The 22,675-nt window shown below is 68.4% G+C and carries 22 protein-coding genes; 9 read left to right on the top strand and 13 right to left on the bottom strand.

The features are described 5' to 3' along the window. Positions 1-3 precede the first annotated feature (3 nt). Complete coding sequence (locus DL991_RS05875) at positions 4-1,314, bottom strand: UDP-glucose/GDP-mannose dehydrogenase family protein (protein ID WP_125781721.1); 1,311 nt, start codon at positions 1,312-1,314, stop codon at positions 4-6. A 158-nt stretch (positions 1,315-1,472) separates the two neighbouring features. Here DL991_RS05875 and DL991_RS05870 point away from each other — a divergent pair, with 158 nt between their 5' ends. Further along, positions 1,473-2,231 carry an SDR family NAD(P)-dependent oxidoreductase gene (locus tag DL991_RS05870; protein ID WP_125781719.1) on the top strand — a complete coding sequence of 253 codons (759 nt, stop codon included), beginning with the start codon at positions 1,473-1,475 and terminating at the stop codon, positions 2,229-2,231. Positions 2,232-2,300: 69 nt separating this feature from the next. Here DL991_RS05870 and DL991_RS05865 read toward each other — a convergent pair whose 3' ends face one another. From DL991_RS05865 to DL991_RS05855, 3 genes are all read right to left on the bottom strand, one after another. Then, positions 2,301-2,975: a class I SAM-dependent methyltransferase gene (locus DL991_RS05865; protein WP_125781717.1), complete on the bottom strand. Its 675-nt coding sequence runs from the start codon at positions 2,973-2,975 to the stop codon at positions 2,301-2,303. Between the two features lie 118 nt (positions 2,976-3,093). Continuing rightward, complete coding sequence (locus DL991_RS05860; protein WP_125781715.1) at positions 3,094-3,702, bottom strand: PadR family transcriptional regulator; 609 nt, start codon at positions 3,700-3,702, stop codon at positions 3,094-3,096. A gap of 81 nt (positions 3,703-3,783) precedes the next feature. Further along, positions 3,784-5,466 carry a TM0106 family RecB-like putative nuclease gene (locus DL991_RS05855; protein WP_370305696.1) on the bottom strand — a complete coding sequence of 561 codons (1,683 nt, stop codon included), beginning with the start codon at positions 5,464-5,466 and terminating at the stop codon, positions 3,784-3,786. 54 nt (positions 5,467-5,520) lie between these two features. Between DL991_RS05855 and DL991_RS05850 the strand changes: the two genes are divergently transcribed. Continuing rightward, positions 5,521-5,985 (top strand): DUF6474 family protein, encoded by a 465-nt coding sequence (locus tag DL991_RS05850; protein WP_125781711.1) that lies wholly within the window; start codon positions 5,521-5,523, stop codon positions 5,983-5,985. Positions 5,986-6,333: 348 nt separating this feature from the next. Here DL991_RS05850 and DL991_RS05845 read toward each other — a convergent pair whose 3' ends face one another. Genes DL991_RS05845 through DL991_RS05830 form a run of 4 tightly spaced genes read right to left on the bottom strand, consistent with a single transcriptional unit; the run spans position 6,334 to position 9,886 of the window. Beyond that, entirely contained in the window at positions 6,334-7,293 is a 960-nt protein-coding gene (locus tag DL991_RS05845) for a glycine betaine ABC transporter substrate-binding protein (protein WP_125781709.1), read from the bottom strand. A 1-nt stretch (position 7,294) separates the two neighbouring features. Further along, complete coding sequence (locus tag DL991_RS05840; protein ID WP_125781707.1) at positions 7,295-8,071, bottom strand: ABC transporter permease; 777 nt, start codon at positions 8,069-8,071, stop codon at positions 7,295-7,297. Further along, complete coding sequence (locus DL991_RS05835; protein WP_370305673.1) at positions 8,068-9,252, bottom strand: ABC transporter ATP-binding protein; 1,185 nt, start codon at positions 9,250-9,252, stop codon at positions 8,068-8,070. The genes DL991_RS05840 and DL991_RS05835 overlap by 4 nt, the downstream gene beginning before the upstream one ends. Further along, a complete protein-coding gene (locus DL991_RS05830) occupies positions 9,239-9,886 on the bottom strand; it encodes an ABC transporter permease (protein ID WP_037308875.1) in 648 nt (215 codons plus the stop codon). Before DL991_RS05830 ends, DL991_RS05835 begins: the two co-directional genes overlap by 14 nt. A gap of 302 nt (positions 9,887-10,188) precedes the next feature. On the opposite strand from DL991_RS05830, the gene DL991_RS05825 reads away from it, so the two are divergent. The 4 genes from DL991_RS05825 to DL991_RS05810 all read left to right on the top strand — a co-directional run bounded on the left by DL991_RS05825 (position 10,189) and on the right by DL991_RS05810 (position 13,113). Beyond that, complete coding sequence (locus tag DL991_RS05825) at positions 10,189-10,677, top strand: hypothetical protein (RefSeq protein WP_125781831.1); 489 nt, start codon at positions 10,189-10,191, stop codon at positions 10,675-10,677. 70 nt (positions 10,678-10,747) lie between these two features. Further along, entirely contained in the window at positions 10,748-11,521 is a 774-nt protein-coding gene (locus DL991_RS05820) for a YcnI family protein (RefSeq protein WP_125781704.1), read from the top strand. Then, positions 11,522-12,085: a copper resistance CopC family protein gene (locus DL991_RS05815; RefSeq protein ID WP_125781702.1), complete on the top strand. Its 564-nt coding sequence runs from the start codon at positions 11,522-11,524 to the stop codon at positions 12,083-12,085. Continuing rightward, entirely contained in the window at positions 12,082-13,113 is a 1,032-nt protein-coding gene (locus DL991_RS05810) for a copper resistance D family protein (protein WP_125781700.1), read from the top strand. The genes DL991_RS05815 and DL991_RS05810 overlap by 4 nt, the downstream gene beginning before the upstream one ends. Before the next feature lie 6 nt (positions 13,114-13,119). On the opposite strand, the gene DL991_RS05805 is transcribed toward DL991_RS05810, so the two are convergent. Further along, entirely contained in the window at positions 13,120-13,830 is a 711-nt protein-coding gene (locus DL991_RS05805; RefSeq protein WP_158632581.1) for a methyltransferase domain-containing protein, read from the bottom strand. 295 nt (positions 13,831-14,125) lie between these two features. Here DL991_RS05805 and DL991_RS05800 point away from each other — a divergent pair, with 295 nt between their 5' ends. Further along, the gene (locus tag DL991_RS05800; protein ID WP_233598683.1) at positions 14,126-16,087 is read left to right on the top strand and encodes a tetratricopeptide repeat protein; all 1,962 of its coding nucleotides are present in this window, start codon (positions 14,126-14,128) and stop codon (positions 16,085-16,087) included. A 213-nt stretch (positions 16,088-16,300) separates the two neighbouring features. On the opposite strand, the gene DL991_RS05795 is transcribed toward DL991_RS05800, so the two are convergent. Together DL991_RS05795 and DL991_RS05790 are read right to left on the bottom strand one after the other, a co-directional pair. Beyond that, a complete protein-coding gene (locus tag DL991_RS05795) occupies positions 16,301-17,245 on the bottom strand; it encodes an aminoglycoside phosphotransferase family protein (RefSeq protein WP_255433236.1) in 945 nt (314 codons plus the stop codon). Further along, the gene (locus tag DL991_RS05790) at positions 17,199-18,506 is read right to left on the bottom strand and encodes a helix-turn-helix transcriptional regulator (RefSeq protein WP_199746212.1); all 1,308 of its coding nucleotides are present in this window, start codon (positions 18,504-18,506) and stop codon (positions 17,199-17,201) included. Before DL991_RS05790 ends, DL991_RS05795 begins: the two co-directional genes overlap by 47 nt. 440 nt (positions 18,507-18,946) lie before the next feature. Between DL991_RS05790 and DL991_RS05785 the strand changes: the two genes are divergently transcribed. Together DL991_RS05785 and DL991_RS05780 are read left to right on the top strand one after the other, a co-directional pair. After that, complete coding sequence (locus DL991_RS05785) at positions 18,947-19,321, top strand: hypothetical protein (protein ID WP_125781694.1); 375 nt, start codon at positions 18,947-18,949, stop codon at positions 19,319-19,321. A 13-nt stretch (positions 19,322-19,334) separates the two neighbouring features. Continuing rightward, positions 19,335-19,757 (top strand): hypothetical protein, encoded by a 423-nt coding sequence (locus DL991_RS05780; RefSeq protein ID WP_125781684.1) that lies wholly within the window; start codon positions 19,335-19,337, stop codon positions 19,755-19,757. A 337-nt stretch (positions 19,758-20,094) separates the two neighbouring features. Here DL991_RS05780 and DL991_RS05775 read toward each other — a convergent pair whose 3' ends face one another. Together DL991_RS05775 and DL991_RS05770 are read right to left on the bottom strand one after the other, a co-directional pair. Next, positions 20,095-21,351: an MFS transporter gene (locus DL991_RS05775; protein ID WP_125781681.1), complete on the bottom strand. Its 1,257-nt coding sequence runs from the start codon at positions 21,349-21,351 to the stop codon at positions 20,095-20,097. After that, entirely contained in the window at positions 21,344-22,666 is a 1,323-nt protein-coding gene (locus tag DL991_RS05770) for a GH1 family beta-glucosidase (protein ID WP_125781680.1), read from the bottom strand. Before DL991_RS05770 ends, DL991_RS05775 begins: the two co-directional genes overlap by 8 nt. Positions 22,667-22,675: the final 9 nt, after the last annotated feature.

The raw sequence follows: 22,675 nt of genomic DNA, 5'->3' as shown, positions 1-22,675 counted from the left end.
GGGTCAGGAGACGGCGACCTTCCGCCGCAGCGCCGCCCGCGGCCGCCCGACGCCCTGCCACGACAGCCCGGCGTCCAGGATCCGTTGCGGGTCCAGGAGGTTGCGCGTGTCGACGACCGCGTCGCCGTCCATCTGCTCGGCCATGTACGTCCAGTCGAGCCGCTTGAACTCGTCCCATTCCGTCAGCACGACGACGGCGTCGGCCGCCTTCGCGACCTGGTACGGGTCGTCGACCACGGTCATGCCGTCGATGTGGCCGCCGACGGCGGGGTCGTAGGCGGTCAGTTCCGCGCCGAGCGCGCCCAGCACGGAAGCGACCGCGAGGGCGGGCGAGTCTCGCAGGTCGTTCGTCCCGGCCTTGAACGCCAGCCCGAGGATGCCGATCCGCGAACCGGCCAGCGTGCCGCCGACGGCGCCGGCGATCTTCGCGACGATCCGGTCCCGCTGCGCGATGTTCTCCTCGATCGCCGAGGTGAGCAGTGTGAAGTCGTACTGCACCGACTCGGCGACGCGGACCAGCGCACTGGTGTCCTTCGGCAGGCACGAGCCGCCCCAGCCGGGGCCGGGCTTGAGGAACGAGCGGCCGATGCGCCGGTCGTAACCCATGCCTTCGGTGACCAGGTCGATGTCCGCGCCGAGACGTTCGCACAGTTCGGCGATCGAGTTCACATAGGACAGTTTCATCGCGAGGAAGCAGTTCGCCGCGTACTTCACCAGTTCCGCGCTGGCCGCGTCGGCGACGACGACGGGAGCGGCGAGGTCGGCGTAGAGATCGCCGACCCAGCGGGCGGCCGCGACGTCGTCCGAACCGACGACGATCCGGTCGGGACCGAGGAAGTCCTCCACCGCCGTGCCCTCACGCAAGAACTCCGGATTCGACACGACCGGCACGTCCGTTCGGCCGAGCATCGCCTGGATGCGCTTCGACGTTCCCACCGGGACGGTCGATTTGGTGATCAGCGCACAACCCGAAGGGATGACGTCGCCGATCTCGGTGGTCACGGCCTCGACCGCCCGCAGGTCCGCCGAGCCGCCCGCGCCCATCGGCGTTGGCACACAAAGGAAAACGGCCTCCGCGTCCCGGACGGCGTCGCGCGCGCCGACCACGAACTCGAGTCTTCCGCTGGTCAGCCCCCTCGACACCAGCTCGGACAATCCCGGCTCCAGGATGTCCACCCGTCCGGCAGAGAGCCTTGCGACCTTCGCCTGGTCGACATCGACGCAAGTGACTCGATGCCCCAGGCCCGCCAAGCAGGCTCCCGTGGTCAATCCGACGTAACCGGTCCCCACCACGACGATCCGAGCAGCGCTCATGCTGCTGAAGGTGACAGCCGGAGTTGACCTGGAAGCGAACGGAACGCTTCAGGTCCGAATACTCCTCACGACATGCTGCGCACCCGAGTGAGCCATCCCACCTGGGCCCGATGCGAACGAGCGTTAACCTATGAACGGTTGCCGACGAAAGGGAGAACATGCAGATCACCGATACCGCGGCGCTCGTCACGGGTGGCGCGTCCGGGCTCGGCGGCGCGACCGTGAAGGCGCTCGCCGCGAAGGGCGCGCGGGTCTTCGCGCTGGACCTCGCCGGTGCCATCGCGAACGCCGAGCAGATCGAGAACGTCACCTACGTCGAGGCCGACGTCACCGACCCGGAGCAGGTGCGGGCCGCGGTCGCGACCGCGGCCGAATCCGGGGTGCCGCTGCGGACCGTGGTGAACTGCGCCGGGATCGGACCGTCCGCGCGGATCCTTTCGAAGAAGGGCCCGCACGACCTCGCCCTGTACGCGAAGGTCGTCCAGATCAACCTGATCGGCTCCTTCAACGTGCTGACGCTGGCCGCCGAGGCCATCGCCAAGACCGAGCCGCTGGCCGACAACGCGCGTGGCGTCATCATCAACACCGCGTCGGTCGCCGCCTTCGACGGCCAGATCGGACAGGTCGCGTACTCGTCGTCCAAGAGCGGCATCGTCGGGATGACCCTGCCCGCCGCGCGCGACCTCGCGTCGCACGGGATCCGGGTGCTGACCATCGCGCCGGGCATCGTCGACACCCCGATGCTGGCGACGGTGAGCGAGGAGTTCCGCGCTTCGCTGGCCGAAGGCGTCCCGTTCCCGAAGCGGCTCGCGCGGCCGGACGAGTACGCGCAGCTCGCGCTGTCGCTGATCGACCACGACTACCTGAACGGCGAGGTCATCCGGATGGACGGCTCGCTGCGCATGGCGCCTCGCTGAGCCTCCCCCGCGTGCAATGAAGGACTCCTTCATCGCAAATTTTGCGATGAAGGAGTCCTTCATGTCAGGTCAGGGGCGGGTAAGACGGACGTCCAGGCCGATCCCGGCGACGGTGACCGCGCACGTCCGGAACGCGGTTTCCGCGACCAGCCCACTGAAGTCGACAGGCGTGTACGCGCGCCGCCGCAGTTGGCCGAGCGTCTGCCGGGTCGTCAGAGCGGCCAGTTTGCCGAGCTTCATGCTCTCGACTTCACGCACGATGTCGCCGTCGGTCGCGTCCCGGTTCATGTCCTGCACCACGGCCGTGCCACCCGGACGCAGCACGCGATACATCTCGTCGAGCGACTTCACCGGCCACACGAAGTTCTTGAACGCGGCCTGGCAGACGACGAAGTCGAACGACTCGTCGTCGAACGGCATCGCCGCGACGTCGCCCTCGTAAAAGGAGACCTCGACGTCTTCAGCCCGTGCGTACGCGCTCGCGATCTCGACGAAGGCCGGCGCGACGTCCAGTCCGGTGACGGAGAACCCGAGCCGCGCCAGTTCGACGGCGAAGTAGCCGGGGCCGAAGGCGACCTCGAGGATCTTCGCACCTTCCGCCAGGTCGGCGGTGAGTTCGCGGGCCTGCTTCCGCCAGTGTTCGATCTGCGGTTCGGTGCCGCGCTGCCGCGCGTAGTTCCGCGCCAGCGCGCCGCCCATCTCCGGGATGAGCTTGAACCGCTTCCTGTCCTTGATGTTCGTCATGGTCACTCCAGGTTGGTTTCCCGGAGCCCGGTTATCCTCGAAGTGCCGTCTCGTGGCCGGGTTCCGGTTGCGGGATCGTCACCCCGGCGGGGTGCTGCAACACCTCGCCGGGGTTCTTTCAACGGCCGGTGCTCCCCCTTTCGGCCAACAGGGCCCGCCATTCGGCGAGACCGGGCATGGAACCGGAAGTCAGTTCCCCGAGGATCGAGCGGACCCACTCGGCTTCCGCCGCTCGGATCGCCAGGTGGTATTCGAGTTCGAGCAGCACCAGCCGCGGGATCTCCTCGATGAGCCTTGCCAGTTCGGCCCGGGTCGAGGCGATGTCTTCGTCCAGCGCCGCCAGCCGAGTGCGGAAGAGGGCGATGACCTCGTCCGGACCGAGCCACCCCAGCACCGACAACCCGGCGACGAACTTCGGCTCCTCCGGCGCGAGTTCGCCGAGCAGTTCGCGCAGCCAGTCGAGCATTTCGTCACGGCCGGCGTCGGTGATCCGGTACACCGTGCGTTCGGGACGGGCACCCTCGCGGCCGCTCTCGACGGCCTCGATGAAGCCGTGTTTACGCAGGTTGCCGACGACCGTGTAGAACGAGCCCCATTTGATCCCCATGTCGCGGTCCTTGCCGCGGCTCTTCAGGATCGAGGCCATTTCGTACGGATGCATCGGGCGCTCGTTCAGCGTCGACAGGATCGCCAACGCCAGCAGGTTCCCGACCTTCCGCCGCTTCACAACGCCTCCTCGTTCACGAGTACTCGTCCACGAGTATCCGCAGGAGCACACCTGATCGCAAGTCGCTCGGCGACCGGGAGGTCAGAGGTCGTTCATGTACGGCACGGACGTCTGCGCGTGGTCGGTCATCCAGTTCCGCAGCGCGTGCGTCGCCAGGACGTCGTCCTCGTTGTAGCGCAGCAGACGTTCCCGCTGGACGGCGTCCGGGATTCCGCCGTCCATGCCGACGGCGTCGCGGTACCACCTCATCGACGCCTCACCGCCCGCTTCCGGATCGCGCCAGGCGAATCCGGCGACCGGCGCGATCACCTTGAGCCCCTTGCCCTGCGAGCACAGGAACTGGTCGGTGACGCTGCGGAAGAGGTCGATCCACTCCTCGGAGTCCACAAAGGACGCTATCTCGGCCTTCTTGGGGACGCCGGGGTATTCGCCGAACCGGTCGGCGGAACCGAAGAGCCAGCGGTTCTCGGCGAGCGCGTTGTAGCAGTAGGCGCGGAACGTCAGCCCCGCGGCGAGCGTGCGCTCGCGGACTTCGGTGAACCAGGCCCAGAACTCCGCGAACGAGCGAGCCTCGTCCGCGGTCGGCAGCGGCTCCCACGTCGCGAACGCCCGGTAGCCCTGCTCCATCCCGATGTCGGCGCCGGTCAGCAGCGAACCCCACAGGTACGCGCCGGAATCGCCGAAGCTCTCCATGTCGACGTCGACCTCGACGTCACCGCGCGAGACCTCGATGCGGTCGACCTTGCGCACCATCGTGAGGTCGGCGAGCCAGGCCCGCGCGAGGATGATCGCGTCGGCGAAGGTGCCGCCGGTCCAGTTCATCGGCGGGGGTTCGTCGGCCGGATCGAGCGCGGCCAGTTTGTCCACTGTGGACACCCCGGCGCGGCGGAGTTCCATCGCGTCCTCGCCGCGGACGACGAGGCTGACATCGCGGGTTTCGGTGAGCACGGCCTCACAGGTCGGCCACCAGGGGCAACGCCGGCATTCGAGGACGCGGGACGGTTCGGCGAGCGGTTCTTCGCCTTCGGCGGCCGCGCTCGCGATGGCGAGCCTGTCGGCGAAGCGGCTCTGATACTCCGTCAGCGCGCTCCGGCCGCCCGGCCAGGTGCCCGCGGCCAGGTCGTGCCAGACGACGACGTCCGCGTCGAGTCCGATGACGCCGCCGATGGCACGGTGTCCTTCGTGCTTCCCGAGCGCTTCGAGCATCCGATAGAGGTGCGCGAGCCGCATCTGGTCCCGCGGCTGCGAGCGGACCTTTCGCGCCGGGTCGGGCAACCGGTTCGCCGGGTCGAGGTCGGTCATCACCGTGGTCGGCGCACCCGAGCCGCGATCGGTGATGCGGTGGCGCACGACCAGCACCGGCACGTAGCCGGCGCCGGTGTGCACGAGGAGCTCGGAACCGCCACGCCGGTGACCGGCGCGATCCACCGGGAGCAGCGCGCCCCAGATGTAGTGCGCTTCGGCGGCGAAGGCGTCTTCGGTGAGCTGCACGCGCTCGGCGGCAGGGAGGTCGCGAGGGATCTTCACCCAGGTCGCGTCGGGTCCCGTCGCGTCCATGAGCTGCCGCACGATCGTCTCGCGATGCGCCGACGCGTCGGCGATCCGCTGCTGCGCGGCGGGGTCGGGCGGGGCGAGCGGGACCTCGCGCATCGCCGGATCGTGTTCGAGGTGCACGCGACGCCGGCAGCGGCTCACCGCTCCCGCGTCCAGTAGCACCTCGTTACTCACGGACAACACTCTAGAAGGCGACCGGCAAGCCGACATGCCCGCCACTTCGGGGACCAGTAAGTTCGTCAGTGACACAGCGTGGGAGGTGCCATGGCGCGCAAGGCCAAAGCCATCGAGGGCGAAGGCAGGTTCACCCCGAAGAAGGCGAAAAACGCCGTCGCGGTGGCCAAAGTGCTCGGTCCGGCCGTACTGCCGGTGATCGCGCCGTACGCCGTTCGAGCGGCGGGTGCCGCACGGGAGCTGTACGACCGTTATCAAGCGAAGAAGCTCGGCGTCGCCATCGACCAGCTCGGCGAGTACAGCGGGCGCGGTGCCGCGCTGCACGCGCGCATCGCGGGGCTGACGCAGGGCCTCGCGGAGCTGAAGAGGTCCGCGAAGGCGACAGACGCCGACGCGGCCTTCGCGAAGGACACTCAGGGGACGCTGGAGCAACTTTCGGCGACCGTTCGCGCTTCGGAGCGAATGCCCGCCGCGCGGCGGAAGGCGGCGCACCGGGCCGTGGCCGGGGAGCTGGACCAGCTGGAGGGAAAGCTCCTCCACCGGCTGGGGATCTAGCCGCCCTTCGCGCCCCTCAAGCGCAATGAAAGCGTCCTTCATAGCAAATTTTGCTATGAAGGACGCTTTCATCTCACGCGCGAGACGGGAGCGGGCACGGGACGGGAGCGGACACGGCCCGAAGCGGACAGGGACGGCGGCGAACCCAGAAGCGGACAGGGACGCAGGCGAAACTCAGCCGAGAGGTCTCCCCAAGGGCGCCCCGCGCCCGACGGAGACTTCACCGTCGAGCGCCCTCTCCTGGGCCGAAGGCCCACGGAAACGTGATGAAGGGGCGCCTCCACGCTCACCGCGAGGTGGAAGCGGAACGACGCCCCTTCGGCACGTTTACGTCAGCGCTCGACAGATTTAACCGATAAAGCCCTTTTTCTTCATCCATTCGTAGGCGACTTCGCCCTGGTCACGGCCGTCGACGTCGACCTGTTTGCACAGTTCGATCATCTGCTCGTTGTCGATGGCCGCGCTCACGGCTTCCAGCGGTCCACGGATTTCCGGGTGCTGGTTGAGGAACTCGGTCCTCAATGTCGCCACGGCGTTGTACTGCGGGAACGCCTTCTTGTCGTCTTCGAGGACACGCAGGTTCAGTCCGGCGATCCGGCCGTCGGTGGTGAAGATCTCGCCGATCGGGCAGGTGCCGCTCGCGACCGCCGAGTAGATCGTGCCGATGCCGAAGTTCTTGATCACCGGGTTCTGGAAGCCGTACGCCCGCACGGCGGCGGGGAAACCGTCCTGGCGGCTGGTGAATTCGGTCTCCAGGCAGAAGACGCTCTGGTCGGGCTTCTGTTTGAGGAACGCCGCCAGGTCCGACGTCGTCTTCAGGTTGTTCGCCGCTCCGTAGGCCTCGGTGACCGCGAAGCCGTACTGGTCGTTCAGCGGCGAATAGTTCAGCCAGGAGATGCCGAACTTCGCTTCGTCGGCCGCCTTCGTGGCTTCGTACTGCGCCTGTTCCCCGCCGGGGACGGGGAGTTCGTTGCCCTGGTAGTTGATCCAGCCGGTGCCGGTGTACTCCCACGCGACGTCGGTCTGGCCGGTGAGCAACGCCTGCCGCGACGAGTTCGAGCCCTTGATGTCGGTCAGGTCGACGACGTCCGCGCCCGCCGCGGAAAGCGCCATCTCGGCCATGTAGCCGAGGATGATGTTCTCGGTGAAGTCCTTGGACCCCACCGTCACCTCGACGCCCTTGAGCGACTCGATGGGTTTGATCGAACCTGGTTCGATCTTGTACGGCAGCGCGGTGTTGACCTCGAGTCCGCACGCGGAAAGCGTGCCGCACAACAGGACCGCGCCGAGGATCGCCTTGAGCCGCATGTCAGCGCAGTCCCTTCGGTCCGAGGAGCTGTTCCGCCACCGCGCCGAGCCAGTCGACCAGCAGCGCCAGCGCGACGGCGAGCACCGAGCCGGTGATCAGCACCTTCGTCAGGTTGAGCTTGTAGCCGGTGTCGATGAGCAGGCCGAAACCGCCGGCGTTCACGAACATGCCGAAGGTCGCCGTGCCGACGGCCAGCACCAGCGAGGTCCGCAGACCGGCGAGGACCAGCGGGACGGCCAGCGGGAACTCGACCCGCCACAACACGCCGGTGGCCGACATGCCGATACCGCGGCCCGCGTCGATCAGGGCGGGGTCGATCTGTTGCAGGCCGACCATCGTGTTCCGCAGCACCGGAAGCAGCGAGTAGAACGCCAGCGGCAGCGCCGCGACCCACAGCCCGCCGGTCGCGCCGGTGACGATGAACCACAGCACCAGCACGCCGAGCGCGGGCGCGGCCTGGCCGATGTTCGCGACGGCCAGGAAGACCGGCGCCGCCCATTTCGCCCAGGGTCGCGTCACGAGCACGCCGAGCGGCACCGCCACGGCGACCACGATCGCGGTGACCACGATGGTCATCGCCAGGTGGTCGCGCAGCGCGGCAAGCAGTCCGGCCGCGTTGAGGGTCGCCTTCTCCGTCGCGGTGAGGTCGCTGGTGAACACCCAGATCAGCACCCCGGCGACGATCAGCAGCACCACGGCCGGCTGGGCGAACAGCCGGACCCGTTCGGCGCTTCTCGACGAGGACTCGGTGGAGAACCCGGTATCGACGGCCGTCATGCGGTCACACCTTCCGCCGGGCTGTCGTCGGAGTGCTCCTCGCGCAACTGCTGGATCGTCGAGATGACGGTGTCGAGCTCGATCGTCCCGGCGTATTCGCCGCGGGCGCCGGTCACCGGGACGCTGCCGCCCTCGGCGAGCATGGCTTCGAGCGCGTCCTGCAGGGTCGACTGGAGGCTGACGTAGTCGCGCAGCGGTTTGCCCGCGGTGGCCAGCGACGTCGCCGTGGTCAGCTCGCGGACGTGCACCCACCGCATGGGACGGCGGCGCTGGTCGAGCACCAGCACGAAATGCTTGCGCTGCTTGGTCAGCTTCTCGCGGACGTCCGACGGCGATTCGCTCACCGTCGCCGTCAGCGCGTCCTGCTTCAGCTCGACGTCGCGGACCCGCAGCAGCGTCAGCTGCTTCAGCGACGCGCCGGCGCCGACGAAACCGGCGACCGTGTCGTCGGCGGGGTTCGCGAGGATCGCGTCCGGGGTGTCGTACTGGAGGATCTTCGACTGGTCGCCGAGCACCGCGATCTTGTCGCCGAGCTTCACGGCCTCGTCGAAGTCGTGGGTGACGAAGACGATCGTCTTCTTCAGTTCGGTCTGGAGCCGCAGCAGTTCGTCCTGCAGGTTGCCGCGGGTGATCGGGTCGACCGCGCCGAACGGTTCGTCCATCAGCAGCACCGGCGGATCGGCCGCGAGCGCCCGCGCGACGCCGACGCGCTGCTGCTGCCCGCCGGACAGCTGACGCGGGAACCGGTCGCGGAAATCGGCCGGGTCCAGCCCGACCAGGTCCATCATCTCCTCGACCCGGTCGTTGACCTTCTTCTTGTCCCAGCCGAGCAGCCCCGGCACCACCGCGATGTTCTGCGCGACGGTGAAGTGCGGGAAGAGCCCGGCCTGCTGGATCGCGTAGCCGATGCGACGGCGCAGGGTGTCGACGTCGAGCTTCAGCGCGTCGTCGCCGCCGATGGTGATGCGGCCCGACGTCGGCTCGATCAGCCGGTTGATCATCCGCATGGTCGTGGTCTTGCCGCAGCCGGACGGGCCGACGAAGACCACGATCTTGCCGGCGGGCACCACCATCGAGAAGTCGTCGACCGCGGGCTCACGGGTGCCGGGGTAGCGCTTCGAGACGTTCTCCAGCTGGATTTCGACGCCGGATACGGTTTCAGGAGACTCAGCCACGGACACCCCTAGAGACGGTCAAACGGTTGATCAGGACGTAAACGGCGTCGAGGACCAGTGCGAGGACGACCACACCGAGCGTCCCGGTCAGTGCCTGGTTGAGGGAGTTCGTGCTCCCCGCGTTGGTGAGGCCGGAGAAGACCTCGGAGCCGAGGCCCGGGCCCTTCGCGTAGGCCGCGATGACCGCGATGCCCATGAGCATCTGCGTCGCGACCCGCATCCCGGTGAGGATCGCGGGCCAGGCGAGCCGCAGTTCCACCCTGGTCAGCACGCCGAACCGGCTCATGCCGATACCGCGCGCCGCGTCGCTGACCGCTGGATCGACGCCGCCGAGTCCGACGATCGTGTTCCGCACGATCGGCAGCAGGGCGTAGAGCACGAGCGCGATGACGGTGGTGTTCACCCCGAGGCCGAACACGGGGATGAGCAGCCCCAGGAGAGCGAACGAGGGGACGGTGAGGATCGTGCTCGCCAGCGCCGTGGCCACGGCCGACCCGATCGGGCTGCGGTAGACGGCGACGCCGATCACCACGCCGAGCACGGCGGCGATGATCGTGCACTGCACGACCGCGCTGACGTGGAGGAGCCCTTGGAGGGCGAGTCTGTCCCACCGATCCGAGATGTACTCGAAGAGATTCATCGCGTGCTGGTTCTCCCGCCGCCTCTGGGTGAGACTCCTCACCCATTCGGAGTAGCTGTATCGGGAGCCTGACTACCCAAAACCCGCGCGGTCAAACCCCTGTTTACCGCCTTTTATCCCGTAAACCTTCCCCATTCGGCCTAAATGGGCAAACGCACGCGCCGTCCCGCCGGTGTCTTTCCCACTGCTCAACAGCCGGGAGGAGATCGACCACGCGGCAGTACGTCGAATACTCTTCACCCGTGAGTAAGGGCAGCCATCACCGAAGCGCGTTACGCGTTGTGCGTGGTGGTTTGCTCGGCGTGAGCTCCGCGGCGCTGGCCGTCACCGCTCACATGATCGGGGACGGCGATCTACCCGATACGGCGATGACGTTGTTGCTCACCGTGCTGATCGGCTGGAACGCCGCCGCGCTCGCCGCGAAGGCCCGCGGGCCGCTGGCCACCATCGTCGATCTCGGCGCCGGTCAGGTCGTGATGCACCTCGTGCTCAGCTCGCTGAGCACCCACGAACCGCACGGCGAACCCGCACCCCTTTCGGGTGGGCTCGCGATGACCGTCGCGCACGTCGTCGCCACGCTGATCACCGCGTTGCTGCTGGCCAAGGCCGACGGACTGTTGCTCGGCGTCCTCGCCTGCCTGCGCGCGCTGGTCCCGTTCATCCTCAACGCGCTCCCGGTGCCCGCCGCGGTGGCGTCCCCGGTGCTCGCCCGTCCGGCCGGCCCCGGTCATCTCGTCGGCGTGGACCTCCGCCGGGTCCACGGCAGGCGCGGCCCGCCGCTGTTCTCCTGAACCCAGCTCATCCCCCGTAATCGGCGAGGCCCCCGAGCCCGCCGTCTCGAATCACGTTCAGGAGTACTTCGTGTCCAAGCACGTCTTCAAGCGAGCCGGTTTCCTGGCCGCCGCCATCGGTGCCGCCGGTCTGCTCTCGGCAGGGGTCGCGTCGGCCCACGTCACCGCCAACGTCTACGGCCCCCAGCCCGAAAAGGGCGGCTACGGGTCGATCTTCTTCCGCGTCCCCAACGAGGAGAAGGACGCCGGCACCGTCAAGGTCGAGGTCACCCTCAAATCCGAGTACGCGCTCAGCTCCGTGCGCACCAAGCCGATCCCCGGCTGGAAGGCCGAGGTCGTCAAGTCCAAGCTGCCCAGCCCGGTGACCACCGCTTCCGGTACGCAGATCACCGAGGCCGTCACCAAGGTCTCGTGGACCGCCGAGCCCGGCACCAAGATCGCCGCCGGTTCGACCGAGTTCCAGGAGTTCCAGATCAGCGCGGGCCAGTTCCCGACCACCGTCGACGCGATCGAGTTCCCGGCCACCCAGACGTACGAGAACGGCAAGGTCGTCGAGTGGAACCAGCCGACCCCGGCCTCCGGTGAGGAGCCGGAGCACCCCGCGCCGACCGTGAAGCTCGCCGAGAAGAGCGGTGACGGACACGGTGGTGGCCACGGCTCCGACGCGAAGGCCTCCGAGGAATCCCACGCCGCGTCCTCGTCTTCCGACAACACCGCCCGCTGGCTCGGCGGCGCCGGACTGGTCGTCGGCGCGCTCGGCCTCGGCGTCGGCGCCGGTGCCACCCTGCGCGCCCGCCGCGCCACCGCCGTTTCGAGCAAGAGCAACACCGAGGGAACCGAGTAAATGCGTAAAGCGATCGTCGCGCTGGCGATCACCGGGGTGGCGTGGCTCGCCACCGCCACCCCGGCGCTGGCGCACAACGTCCTGATCTCCTCGGACCCGGCGAAGGGCGCTTCGCTCGCCGCCGGGCCCGCGAAGGTCACGCTCACGTTCGACCAGTACGTCCAGAACGCGAACGTCAACCAGATCGCGGTCATCGGACCGGGCGGCGGCCAGTGGGCCGAAGGCCAGGTCGAGGTCCGCGACAGCGTCGTGACCGTGCCGCTGCGGCCGCTCGGCCCGGCGGGCGAGTACAAGATCGGCTACCGGATCCTGTCCGCGGACGGGCACGCCGTGACCGGTGAGGTGCCGTTCACCCTCACCGCCGCGGGCACCGGGACCCCGGCGAGCGCCGACGCCGCGCGCAGCAACGCGGGCCAGGCCGAGACGACCCCGGCGACGGGTGGCGAAAACTCGTCCGGGGTGCCGATCTGGGTGTGGATCGCGGGCGCCGTCGTGCTGCTCGCCGTCGGACTGACCGTCGCACTGCGCACCGGCGCGGGTGACAAGGAGAAGAGCGGCTCATGACACAGGCCGAGACCACCTCGCGTACTCGCGTCGCCGTCCTGTTCTGCGTGGTGACGGCGGGCATCGTCGGCGCCCTGATCGGCGTCGCGCTGACCGCGACGGCCCCGGTGCCCGGGGTCGCGCAGGTCAGCGAGGTGGTCTCGGTCTCCATCCCGATGGTGCGGGTACTGCTGGACATCTCGGCCGTCGCCACGATCGGGCTGGCGCTGCTCTCGGTACTGGTCGGCTACGACCGGCCGAAGCTCTCCGAGCCGATCATGCGGATCGCGCGGCCCGCGAGCGTCGCGGCCGCGCTGGTCTGGGCGACCACCGCGCTCGTCGCGCTGATCCTGCAGACCGCCGAATACCGGCCGGGTTCCAGCACGCTGTCGATGTCGGACGTCGGGAGCTACATCGCCGACGTCGGCGCCGGGAAGGCGCTGCTGATCGTCGCGGTGCTGGCCCTGCTGCACGCGGGACTCGGCGTCCTCGCGCTGAAACACGGCGAGAAGGTGCCCGCGGAAGTCCGCGTCGGGCTGGGCCTGTTCGCGCTGCTGCCGCTGCCGGTCACCGGGCACGCGTCGAACTGGAACTACCACGACTACACGATGATCTCGATGGAACTGCACGTGATGAGCGCCGTCGCCTGGACCGGCGGGCTCGGCGCGATGACGGTGCTGCTCATCGGGAACCGGACACTGCTGGCGCACGCGCTGCCGCGGTTCTCCAAACTGGCGACGCTGTGCCTGATCCTCGGCGCGGCGACCGGGTTGTTCAACGGGCTGATCGAGATCTCGCTCAACCCGTCGCTCGGCTTCTGGGAAGGCGTCTTCACCACGCCGTATGGGCAACTGGTGCTGCTGAAACTGTTGTGCACCGGCGTGATCGCCGGTCTCGGCGCGTACACACGCTGGAAGCTGATGCCGCAGATCGTGCGGCACAACCGCACGGCGCTGGCCGCGTGGGCGACGCTGGAACTGACGGTGATGGGGCTCGCGTTCGGCTTCGCCGTCGTCCTCACGCGAGCCCCGGTCGTCCCGACGACCTGAGCCGGATCAGGCCTTCTTGTCCAGCGAAACGATCATCAGCGTCTCGGTGGACTCCGGTTCGAAGCGGACTTCGGCGATCCCGGACAGCTCTTCGTTGAGGTTCACCCGGCCGTCGTGATTCCAGACGACGAGCGCGTCGCCTTCACGGCAGAAGTTCCACTGGTGCAAGCCGTAGTAGTTCTCGCGTTCGCCCTCGTTCACGTTGAGCATCAGCACGACGGCGTGGCCAGGCTTGACGACCTCGAGCATCTGACGGGTGCCGAGCACCGGGTCGTACACGTGGTCCAGCGCGTTCTGGCAGTACACCAGGTCGAAGTGGTCCACCGGGAACACCTCGGACAGCTTCTCCACCTCGGCGTCCTGGGTGGCCACCAAGGGCGTCAGGTCCAGCTCGGCGAGGAGGCCGTTGTACCGGTCGGCGAGCGGGTCGACCGGGGTGATCTCCACCGTGCGGCCGGGCCATTGCTTGCCGACGCAGGTCAGCGGGCCCGCGCCGACGTCGAGGATGCGGACCGTCGATCTCTCGGGCGCGAACGGCTCGAGGTTCCTTGTCAGATGCGGCTGGTTGCGCAGGTCGGAGTCCGGACTGGTCCGCCACTCGTAGTCGTTGAACCCTCCGCCGGCGAAGGCTTCGGGCCCACCCGAGAGCCAGATCCGCCAGTGGTCCAGCTCGTTCGACAGTCCTTCTTGCCAGCGGGTCTTGCCTGCTGTCTCCATGAAGATGCCTCTTTCACCCGATAGAAGTCTTGAACCCCATAACGGCCCCAATGTACTGACGCCCGGCCCAGCTTCCGCGCTTGCTCCATCCGGCCGCATTTGGGCGGTTTCACTGTCCTCTCCGGACGTTCACCGGAATGCTCTACGCGATCGCTGGGATCGACCCGAAGAGGGGAAGTAGATGGGCGGCCCGTTGCCGGGTGAAAGTGAAGTCAGCACGCCACAGGTACCGCGTCAGCGATCGGCGGTCCGGCTCACCAGACAGGTGAGTTCGGGGCCGCGGCAGCTTCCGCCCGTGCCCGCCCATTTCACCAACCGCACGGCCGAGCTCGCGCTGCTCGAACGGCTGCTGACCGAGAACGACACCACCGGACCGGCGGTGCATCTGATCAGCGGTCAGGGCGGGATCGGGAAGACGGCGCTGGCCACCGCGTGGGGCCGTCACCTCGGTGACCGGTTCCCGGACGGGCACCTGTGGGCGGATCTCGGCGGGTTCAGCACCAACGGCCCGCTCTCCGCGAGCGAAGCGCTCGGCCGGTTCCTCCGGGCCTTGGGTTTCCCGCCGGAAGGGCTGCCCGGGGACGTCGAGGAGCTCACCGCCCTCTATCGCACGACGACCGCCGAGCGGCCACTGCTCGTGCTGCTCGACAACGCCGCGTCGACCGAGCAGGTGCTGCCCCTGCTGCCCGCCGGCGGGGAAAGCCTCGTGATCGTGACTTCGAGGCGCCGCCTGGGCAGGCTCCAGACCGAACATCGCGCGAAGCTGGTCGAGCTGGCGCCCTTCGGTTCCGCGCACAGCGCCGAACTGCTGGGCCGCGCGGTCGGCTCGGAGCGGGTCGGCGCCGAAGCCGCCCAGGCTCGGACCATCGCCGAGCTGTGCGGCGGCCTGCCGATCGCGCTCACCACGGTCAGCGCCAAGCTCGCGGGACGACCGAAAATGTCGCTGGAGAAGATCGCCTCCGAACTGGGGAAGGAATATCGTCGACTGGCCACGCTCTCGACGAAAGAGGCGCAATCGGTGGAAGCCAGCTTCAACCTCTCCTATGACGAACTCCCCTCCGACGCGGCCGCGCTGTACGCGGCGCTCGGGCTGCATCCCGGCCCCGACTTCGGCGTCGGCGCGGCGGCCGCGTCGATCGCCGTGCGCGAGGAGGTGGCCGACGACCTGCTGGACCAGCTCGTCGACGTCGGGCTGCTGATCGACCGCGGCGACGACCGGTACACCTTCCACGATCTCGCGCGGCTGCACGCCAAGGAGAAGACGGCGGGCAACGAATACGACCGCGACATCGCCGTTCGCCGCATGCTGGAGTGGTACCTCTTCACCGCCTCCGCGACGGCGGGCCTGACCACCCCCGATCAGGAGCCGATCCCGTACCGGTACGAGTACCGGCCGTCGGCGCGGGCGTCGTTCGACAGTGACCAAGAGGCACTCGACTGGCTGGAGCTGGAACGCGAGAACCTCATCGCCGCGGTCGAGACGGCCCACGACTGGGAGCTGCCGGAACTCGGCTGGCAACTGGCCGCCGCGATGTGGCCGCTCTTCCTGTTCCGCAAGCACTATCCGGACTATCTGCGGGTGAGCGAGATCGGCGCCCGCTGCGCGAAGGCGTGGGGCAACGCCTCCGCGGAGGCGTTGATGCGGAACCGCGCCGGCGCCGCGTGCCGTGCCACCGGACGCTACGACGAAGCCGTCGGGAACTATCTGGCCGGACGCGAAGCCGCGCGGAAGGCGGACGACAGCGTCGTCGAGATCCGTTCGGTGGAAGGGCTCGGCCTGGTCGCGTTGCAGCAGGGCAGGCTCGACGACGCCGTCGAGTGGTTCACCGAGGACCTCCTGCTCGGTGAGCGGCAGGAACGTCCGCACGACATCGGGCTGGCGCTGATCAACCTCGGCGCGACCCGCGTCCGCGCCGGACGGCCCGAAGCCGCGATCGCCGACCTCACCCGCGCTCGCGACATTCTCGACGGCGACGACTACAACGTGGCCCGCGCCCGGATCGAACTCGCCCGCGCCCTCACGGTCACCGGGGATCTCGCGGCCGCACGGGCCGAACTCGAACCCGCCCGCGCCACCATGGAGGCGAGGGGATCGAGGTTCGAGGTGGCCAGGACGCTGGCCGCGTTCGGCGAGATCGCCGAGGCGGACGGCGATCGGGACCGAGCACGAGGCCTCTACGACCAGGCGTTGCCGATTTTCGTCGGCCTCGGCCGTCCGGAGGCGGACGCTCTGCGTACGCGTTTGGAACAACTGTGACCCCGAAGGCCCCGATCGGTACCCAGCGACAAGGTGAACTCGCCGAGCCGAATAACACAGCGTAGCTGCAAGTTGCACATTTGGGGGAGCATTGGGCCGGGAGAAGTGATTAGCCCGGGCGAATTCGTCACCGAATGAGCGGCGAATTCGGGCAAGCGACGAACGGTCATTCGCCGTCGGCGAATGCACGTGCAGATCCCTTTCCAGGGTGAGTCACCGATAGCGGTTCCAGCGCGCGCCGGTACGTCCGTTCCGGAGATCGTCCAACCGTTTCCGCAGCTCATCCCGCACGCCGGGATGACTGCGGAGAATCGGGAGCACACTCGTGGTGAGCTTCAGTTCACGGATCGCGCGCAGTACCGAGAACCCGGACCACGTGGTCACGTCGAATCCGTACCGCCGCGCGAACACGCGATAGCGGGCCGGTGGATCACCGAACCGTTCACGGCCGACGGCGAGCGGCGTCAGATCCCATTCCGGCGGCCCGACACAGGACGAATCGAAATCGCACAGCACCGGCCCATCGGGCCCGTGGATCACATTCCCGGTGTGCGCGTCCCCGTGGACGAGGCCACGGGGCAGGGGGAAGTCGAGCGTCGCGAGGGCGTCTTCGACCTCGGCGCAGCGTTCGAGCAGGAACCGCCGGTCGCCTTCGTCCAGCTCCTCCGCGTCCGAGACCCTGGCGCGGACCGCGGCGAACGGCGCCCATTCGGCGAGGCCCTCCGGCGGCTCGAGATCGTGGACGCGGCGCAGCAGCGCGGCGAGGTCGGCGGACTTCGCCTTCCGGCCGCTCGCCGTCACCTTCCACCACACCGTCACGAGCTGCTCGCCGACCGGCAACGGCTGGTCGAGGCCGGAAACCAGGCGGATGGCAGGCACGTCGTGCCGTTCGAAGTGCCGGGCGACCCGCACGACCGTGCCGACGCGGTGCCGCAGCCGGGTGGAGCCGACGATCCGGACGACGAACGGCGCGCTCGCCAGCTCGTAGACGGCGTTGTTGGTGAACCTCAGCAGCCGGGCGCCTTCGGGGTCCACGCCCAGCAGATCGCACGTCCGCTCGAGGGCGTCGCGCAGGATGTCGGGCGTGAACCGGCCGCCCGGGCCGGTCGGCTCAGGCGGCGTAGAACGAATTGAGGCGGTCGGCGAGGTCGCGGGCATCGGCGTTGTTCCGGCGGCGTTCCGCCTCGACCTGCAAGGGTCGCATCCGGTCCTTCACCCGCTCCGACTTGATGCCCTCGGCGCAGTCGATGGCCTTGGAACCCACCTTCGCACCGTGGTCGAGATCGCCTTCGAGCAGGTGGTTCGTGGCCAAGGCGCTGAGCATGAACGTCTTGCTGCGGGCCATGTCGTCGGTGTAGGACTCGACGGCCTTCGTCAGCGCCGGGATCGCGTACTTGGTGTGCTCGGCGTTCTTCTCGGCGAGCACGGTGTGCACGGTGCCGATCATCGCGTAGACGTCGGTCTCGGTGAAGAACTTGACCCACGACTCGGCCTCGGCCAGATCGGCGCGGGCGAACTCGTCCTTGCTCCGGCCGAGCAGCTTCGTGGCCTGCTCCTCGTTGCCCATCATCGCGTACGCCCACGCCTCGTTGGCGCAGAGCACGGCGACCGCCAGTTCGGAGCCCGATTCCTGGGCGGCGATCTGGCCGAGCTGGAACAGTTTCAACGCGTCGTTGGGGGCGTCGTTGTGCAGGTAGACCCGGCCCATCCGGTACAGCACGTTGGCGACCAGCGGATGACTGTCGCCCTGTTTGGCCAGGTCCAGCGCGTTCGCGAAATGTCCGCGCGCGGAATCCATGAGGCCGGTGTCGAAGGAGGTCCATCCCGCCAGGCTGTGCAGGTCGGCGAGGGCGACGTACAGCCGGTTCTTGACCGGCTCGGTGCCGGTGGATTCGAGCATCTGCTGTCCCCAGGACAGCTGGGCGACGACGGCGTCGCGGCAGAAACCGCCGCCGTACTGGTAGTCGAGGGAACGGAGGGCTCTGGTCGCGGCTTCCACCTGCCGGACGTCGGTCATGCCGATCCGCCCGGGGGCGGGCGTCTTCGCCGGTCCGGCCGACCACGTGCCCGATTCGGGACCGAACACCGCCGCACCCATCGTGACCTGGGCGGCGTGCGCGAGGAACCTCCGTCGCTTCACGGACTCGTCCTCCTCCGCCTGCTGGCCGTCGGCAGCACCGACGACCTTTATCGCTGTCGCCTCGTCATAGGCGAGACCCATGTATCCCCTGGGGACACCAAGGCCGTCAGCGATGCGGGTGAGCACGTCGTACGCCATCACCTGGCGACCCTTGAGGATCTCGGACACCTCGGACTGCGACTGGCCGGTCATCGCGGCGATCTGACGCTGCGAAACACCGTGCTTGCGCAACAGCCGGTACACGGAGGAGATCTCCCGTGTCGCCAGTGCGGCTCGCATCTCCGGCTGCTCCCAGGCATCCGGCGGCACGGGGTGACTCTGCCTGCCCGAAGCGCCTGAAGCGCCCGCAGCGCCTACCGCGTCCGAGCCGGCGACAGCGCCGCCACCGATACTGGCGTCCATTGCGCCCCCTCACAGTTCCGTTGGGGTCGAGAAACAGCGTAAGCACACCTATTCAACCGTGCGAAACACCGGATTGCCCGTCGTGATCGGCCCGGCAGAAGTCGTTTGACCGCTTACCGTGAAACCTCGTCCGGTCACCGCTATGACGGCGGTTCGACCTTCTATCGAACTCGGTTTCACATCACTGTAGTTGTCAGATCTCCGTGACCGACCCGCCACCGGCAGCGATCACAGAGAGCTACCAAGTCTCCGAACCCCCTCAGGGTGCGGACACGCGGAACGAAGACGACGTGGAACGAGAGAGCGGAGAAGAGCCAGTGGAGTTCGTGGACTCGATCGCAACAGGCTCCATCACCGCGGGACGGCCCGGTATGGCCACGCGCCACCTGCGTGCGGCCGGCCCCGCCGGTCAGCAGCCGGTCGCGGTCGCCCCCGGCGTCAACCGGCCGGTCTCCCCTTCCGCCCCGGTCGACCCCCGTACCGCGAGTGTGCGCCGTTACGAAGGCGGACAGCTGGTCTGGCGGGTGCAGTGCGGCGATCTCATCAGCCGCGAACGCGCCGTCACGGTGTTCGTCGAAGACAACCAGGTGGTTCTCGTCTCGCCGCCGGGAGAGACCGCGCGCATGACGTCCGGCCAGCTCGGCCAGCTCAGGGCAGCGCTCAACGAAGCCGCCAAAATGGCGGAAAGGTAACGGTGAGTTCTCCGTGGATCAGGTCCTAGGGCAAGTCCTCCGCAACGCGGTTTGGGAACGCCTCGACATGCTCTCCGATCTCGCGAACCGAGCCGACGCGCAGTCGCTCGTCTCGGTCGCCCGCTCGGAGCTCCCCCGCCTGACCGAAGGCTGGCGCGCGATGCTCCAAGCGCACGAGCCCGACGAGCGGGGCGACTGTCCCACCTGCTCGACCCGCTGGCACCGGTGCAAGGCCCCCTGCTCAGTATGGCAGGTCGCGCACGAGCACCTGGTCGCCGGCGGCCTCGCCCCCCAGCACACCGCGGCCTCCCAGGACCACCGGCGCGAAGCCCGCCGCCGTGTCCCCGGGCAGGCCAGGGTGAGTGCGGCCGAAACCACCGGCAGGCACGCGCTGGTCAACCCGCGTCGTCCGGCCATCGGCGGCGTGCACGCCTGAAAGAATGCCGCTGCCCGACCCGTGTTGAGAGAAGCCGGCGAGTGAACGGCGGTCCGAGCGCCCCCTCGGCAACCACGCCACGATCTCGCCTTCGCCGGCGGCGGTTCGCGCGTACCCCCGAACGCGTCGAGCCGCTCTCGGTAATCACTCCGGTCCCCACCGCGATTAATCGAAAATTATCGGCAGAACACCTAGCGAAGGCAGTAATCGGTCGCTAGGTTGATGATCACAAACGCAGCGCGATACCTGCCCCGGAGCGCGCTGCCATCCCCCGAACCCCGCGGGCCGGTGCCGTTGCACTCCCCTCCCCCGACCGGCACCGGTCCGCGGTCTCCACCTAGCTGACGCCCTTCACCCGCGTGACCAGCACCGCGGCGATGACGGTGGACAGCGCCGAAGCCGCGAAGAGGCTCGGATATCCGCCGAGGTAGGCCAAAATCGGCGCGGTCAGCATCGGCGCCACCACCTGCGGCAGCGAGTTCGCGATGTTGATGACGCCGAGATCCTTCGCCCGGTCCTGTGCGGCGGGCAGCACCTGCGTGAGCATCGCGAGCGCGACGGCCATGTACGCGCCGAAACCGACGCCCAGCAACGGTGACGCCGCGAGCGCGGCCGTCCAGTTCTGCCAGACGACCAGCACCAGCGCGGCCACGGCCATCACCGCGGACGCGGCGAAGACGTAAGGCTTGCGCCGTCCCGACTTGTCGGAGAAGTGCCCGGCGATGAGCGCGCCGACGATGAGGGCGGCACCGTAGAGCCCCATCATGATCAGCAACCCGGTGTCCGGATCTTCGTAGCGCACCGCGTCTTTCAAGAAGAACAACAGGTACAGCGTCCCGAAGGCGTTGCCGAGGTTGATCATGAAGTGGCAGGCCCACGCCCAGGCGAAGTCGGGATGCCGGCGGGGAGAGATCCACAAGTTCGCCAGTACGTCCTTGGCCCTGGCCGACGGCCGGTACGCGACCGGCAGCCGCGCGTCCGGCGTACGCAGGACGAAGGCCGCCGCGCCGGCCAGCACGATGGCCGCGCACACCGCGTAACCCAGCGGGAGACCGGCGAGGTCGAGCATCACCACGACCACCACGGCGCCGAGCACCGTCCCGAGCATCTGGGCGATGCCGACCAGCCCGCCGACCTGCGCGCGCTGCGGCACGGGCACTCGGTCCGCGATGGCCGAGACCAGCATCGCGAGCATTCCGTTCAGTCCAGCCTGCACCAGGCACCAGCCGAGCACCATGACCGCGACGTTCGGCGCGAACGCGAGGACGAGCAGCCCGGCCGCGGCGACCGCCGCCCCGGCCGCCGTCCACGGATGACGGCGGCCGCGGGCGGAACAGGTGCGGTCCGAAAGGAGGCCGACGGCCGGGTTGGCGATCAGCGCGACGACCGCGCCGATCCCGGTGACCAGGCTGAACACCGCTTCCTTGTTGGCCGCGTCCAGCAGTTCGGCCTGTTTCGGCAGGAGAACCTGGATGGGCGCGTAGACGCCGAGCCAGAGCGCGATGTTCGCGAAGAACAGCAGGCTCATCCAACCCGCGCGGACCCTGGCGACCGGTTCCGCGAGCGCCTCGGGCAGCTCCCTGACCTCACTCATGGCGGATCAGTTTTCGGTACCAGCCGAAGGAATCCTTCGGTGTCCGCTTCAGCGTCTCGTAGTCGATGTGCACCAGGCCGAACCGCGGCTGATAGCCCTTCGACCATTCGAAGTTGTCCATCAGCGACCAGACGAAGTACCCGCGGATGTCGACTCCGGCGTCCATCGCCTCGCGCACCGCGACCAGGTGGGTGTCGAGGAAGTCGATGCGCTCCTGATCGTGGACCTGCCCGTCCTCGGCGATGACGTCGTCGAAACTGCAACCGTTTTCGGTGATGTAGACGGGCGGGAGGTGCTCTCGGTAGCGCTCGTGGAAGCCGATGAGCAGTTCGCGCAGACCGTGCGGGACGATCGGGGAATCGTTGGTGGTCATGGGATAGCCCTCGATCGCGCGAAGCTCGAAGGGCAGCGGATTGCCCTCGCCCGGCGCCGCGACACCCTGCGGCTCGTAGTAGTTCACGCCGTAGAAGTCGAGCGGCTGCGCGATCGTGGGCAGATCGTCGGCGAAGCCCGCCGGGAGATGTTCGACGACTTGTTCGGGATAACGGCCCAGCAGCACCGGATCCGCGTAGGTGCGATTGATGAGAGCGTCGATCCATTCGCCCGCGGCCTTGTCCTCCGGCGAATCGGAGGCGGGCCAGATCGGCGAATGGTTGTTGGCCGTGCCGACACTGCGGGCACCGGCCGCGCGGAGGGCCTGGACGGCGAGACCGTGCGCGAGATTCTGGTAGTGCGCGGTGGGTAAGGCGTCGAGCAGGAGCGTCTTGCCGGGCGCGTATTCGCCGATCGCGTAGCCGAAGATCGACATGACCATCGGCTCGTTGAGCGGGATCCACATTTTCACCCGATCGGAGAACCGCTCGCCCAGGATGGCGGCGTACTCCGCGAAGCGTTCGGCGGTATCACGGGAGAGCCAGCCACCCTTGTCCTCGAGCGCCTGCGGGAGGTCCCAATGGAAGAGCGTCCCCGTCGGCGCGATGCCGGCGGCGCAGACCTCGTCGATGAGTTCGTCATAGAAGGCAAGGCCTTCGGCGTTCGGCTTGCCTTCACCGTCGGGCTGGATCCTGGGCCAGGCGAAGGACATGCGGTAAGCGCCGACGCCGAGTTCGGCCATCAGCGCGATGTCCTCGGAGTAGCGGTGGAAGTGATCGGCCGCTACCTTGGCGTGCTCAGCCCGCGCGATCCTTCCCTCCGTTTCGGTGAAAGTGTCCCAAATGGACTGTCCTCGGCCGCCTTCCCCGGTCGCCCCCTCGATCTGGAAGGCGGAGGTCGAAACACCCCACAGGAATTCGGACGGGAAGGTCGGATTCTCCACCGGCGGCAC

This window comes from Amycolatopsis sp. WAC 01375 (genome assembly GCF_003947325.1).
In the GTDB taxonomy this organism is placed as follows: domain Bacteria; phylum Actinomycetota; class Actinomycetes; order Mycobacteriales; family Pseudonocardiaceae; genus Amycolatopsis.
The sequence above is the reverse complement of the archived record's forward strand: the minus strand, read 5'-3'. Positions and strand labels throughout refer to the sequence as shown.

Coding starts and splice junctions, on each gene's coding strand:
- DL991_RS05875 (WP_125781721.1), bottom strand. CDS start 1,314: ATGAGCGCTGCTCGGATCGTCGTGGTGGGGACCGGTTACGTCGGATTG.
- DL991_RS05870 (WP_125781719.1), top strand. CDS start 1,473: ATGCAGATCACCGATACCGCGGCGCTCGTCACGGGTGGCGCGTCCGGG.
- DL991_RS05865 (WP_125781717.1), bottom strand. CDS start 2,975: ATGACGAACATCAAGGACAGGAAGCGGTTCAAGCTCATCCCGGAGATG.
- DL991_RS05855 (WP_370305696.1), bottom strand. CDS start 5,466: ATGTCGGCTTGCCGGTCGCCTTCTAGAGTGTTGTCCGTGAGTAACGAG.
- DL991_RS05850 (WP_125781711.1), top strand. CDS start 5,521: ATGGCGCGCAAGGCCAAAGCCATCGAGGGCGAAGGCAGGTTCACCCCG.
- DL991_RS05845 (WP_125781709.1), bottom strand. CDS start 7,293: ATGCGGCTCAAGGCGATCCTCGGCGCGGTCCTGTTGTGCGGCACGCTT.
- DL991_RS05840 (WP_125781707.1), bottom strand. CDS start 8,071: ATGACGGCCGTCGATACCGGGTTCTCCACCGAGTCCTCGTCGAGAAGC.
- DL991_RS05830 (WP_037308875.1), bottom strand. CDS start 9,886: ATGAATCTCTTCGAGTACATCTCGGATCGGTGGGACAGACTCGCCCTC.
- DL991_RS05815 (WP_125781702.1), top strand. CDS start 11,522: ATGCGTAAAGCGATCGTCGCGCTGGCGATCACCGGGGTGGCGTGGCTC.
- DL991_RS05810 (WP_125781700.1), top strand. CDS start 12,082: ATGACACAGGCCGAGACCACCTCGCGTACTCGCGTCGCCGTCCTGTTC.
- DL991_RS05805 (WP_158632581.1), bottom strand. CDS start 13,830: ATGGAGACAGCAGGCAAGACCCGCTGGCAAGAAGGACTGTCGAACGAG.
- DL991_RS05795 (WP_255433236.1), bottom strand. CDS start 17,245: ATGCCCGCGACCTCGCCGACCGCCTCAATTCGTTCTACGCCGCCTGAG.
- DL991_RS05790 (WP_199746212.1), bottom strand. CDS start 18,506: ATGCGAGCCGCACTGGCGACACGGGAGATCTCCTCCGTGTACCGGCTG.
- DL991_RS05775 (WP_125781681.1), bottom strand. CDS start 21,351: ATGAGTGAGGTCAGGGAGCTGCCCGAGGCGCTCGCGGAACCGGTCGCC.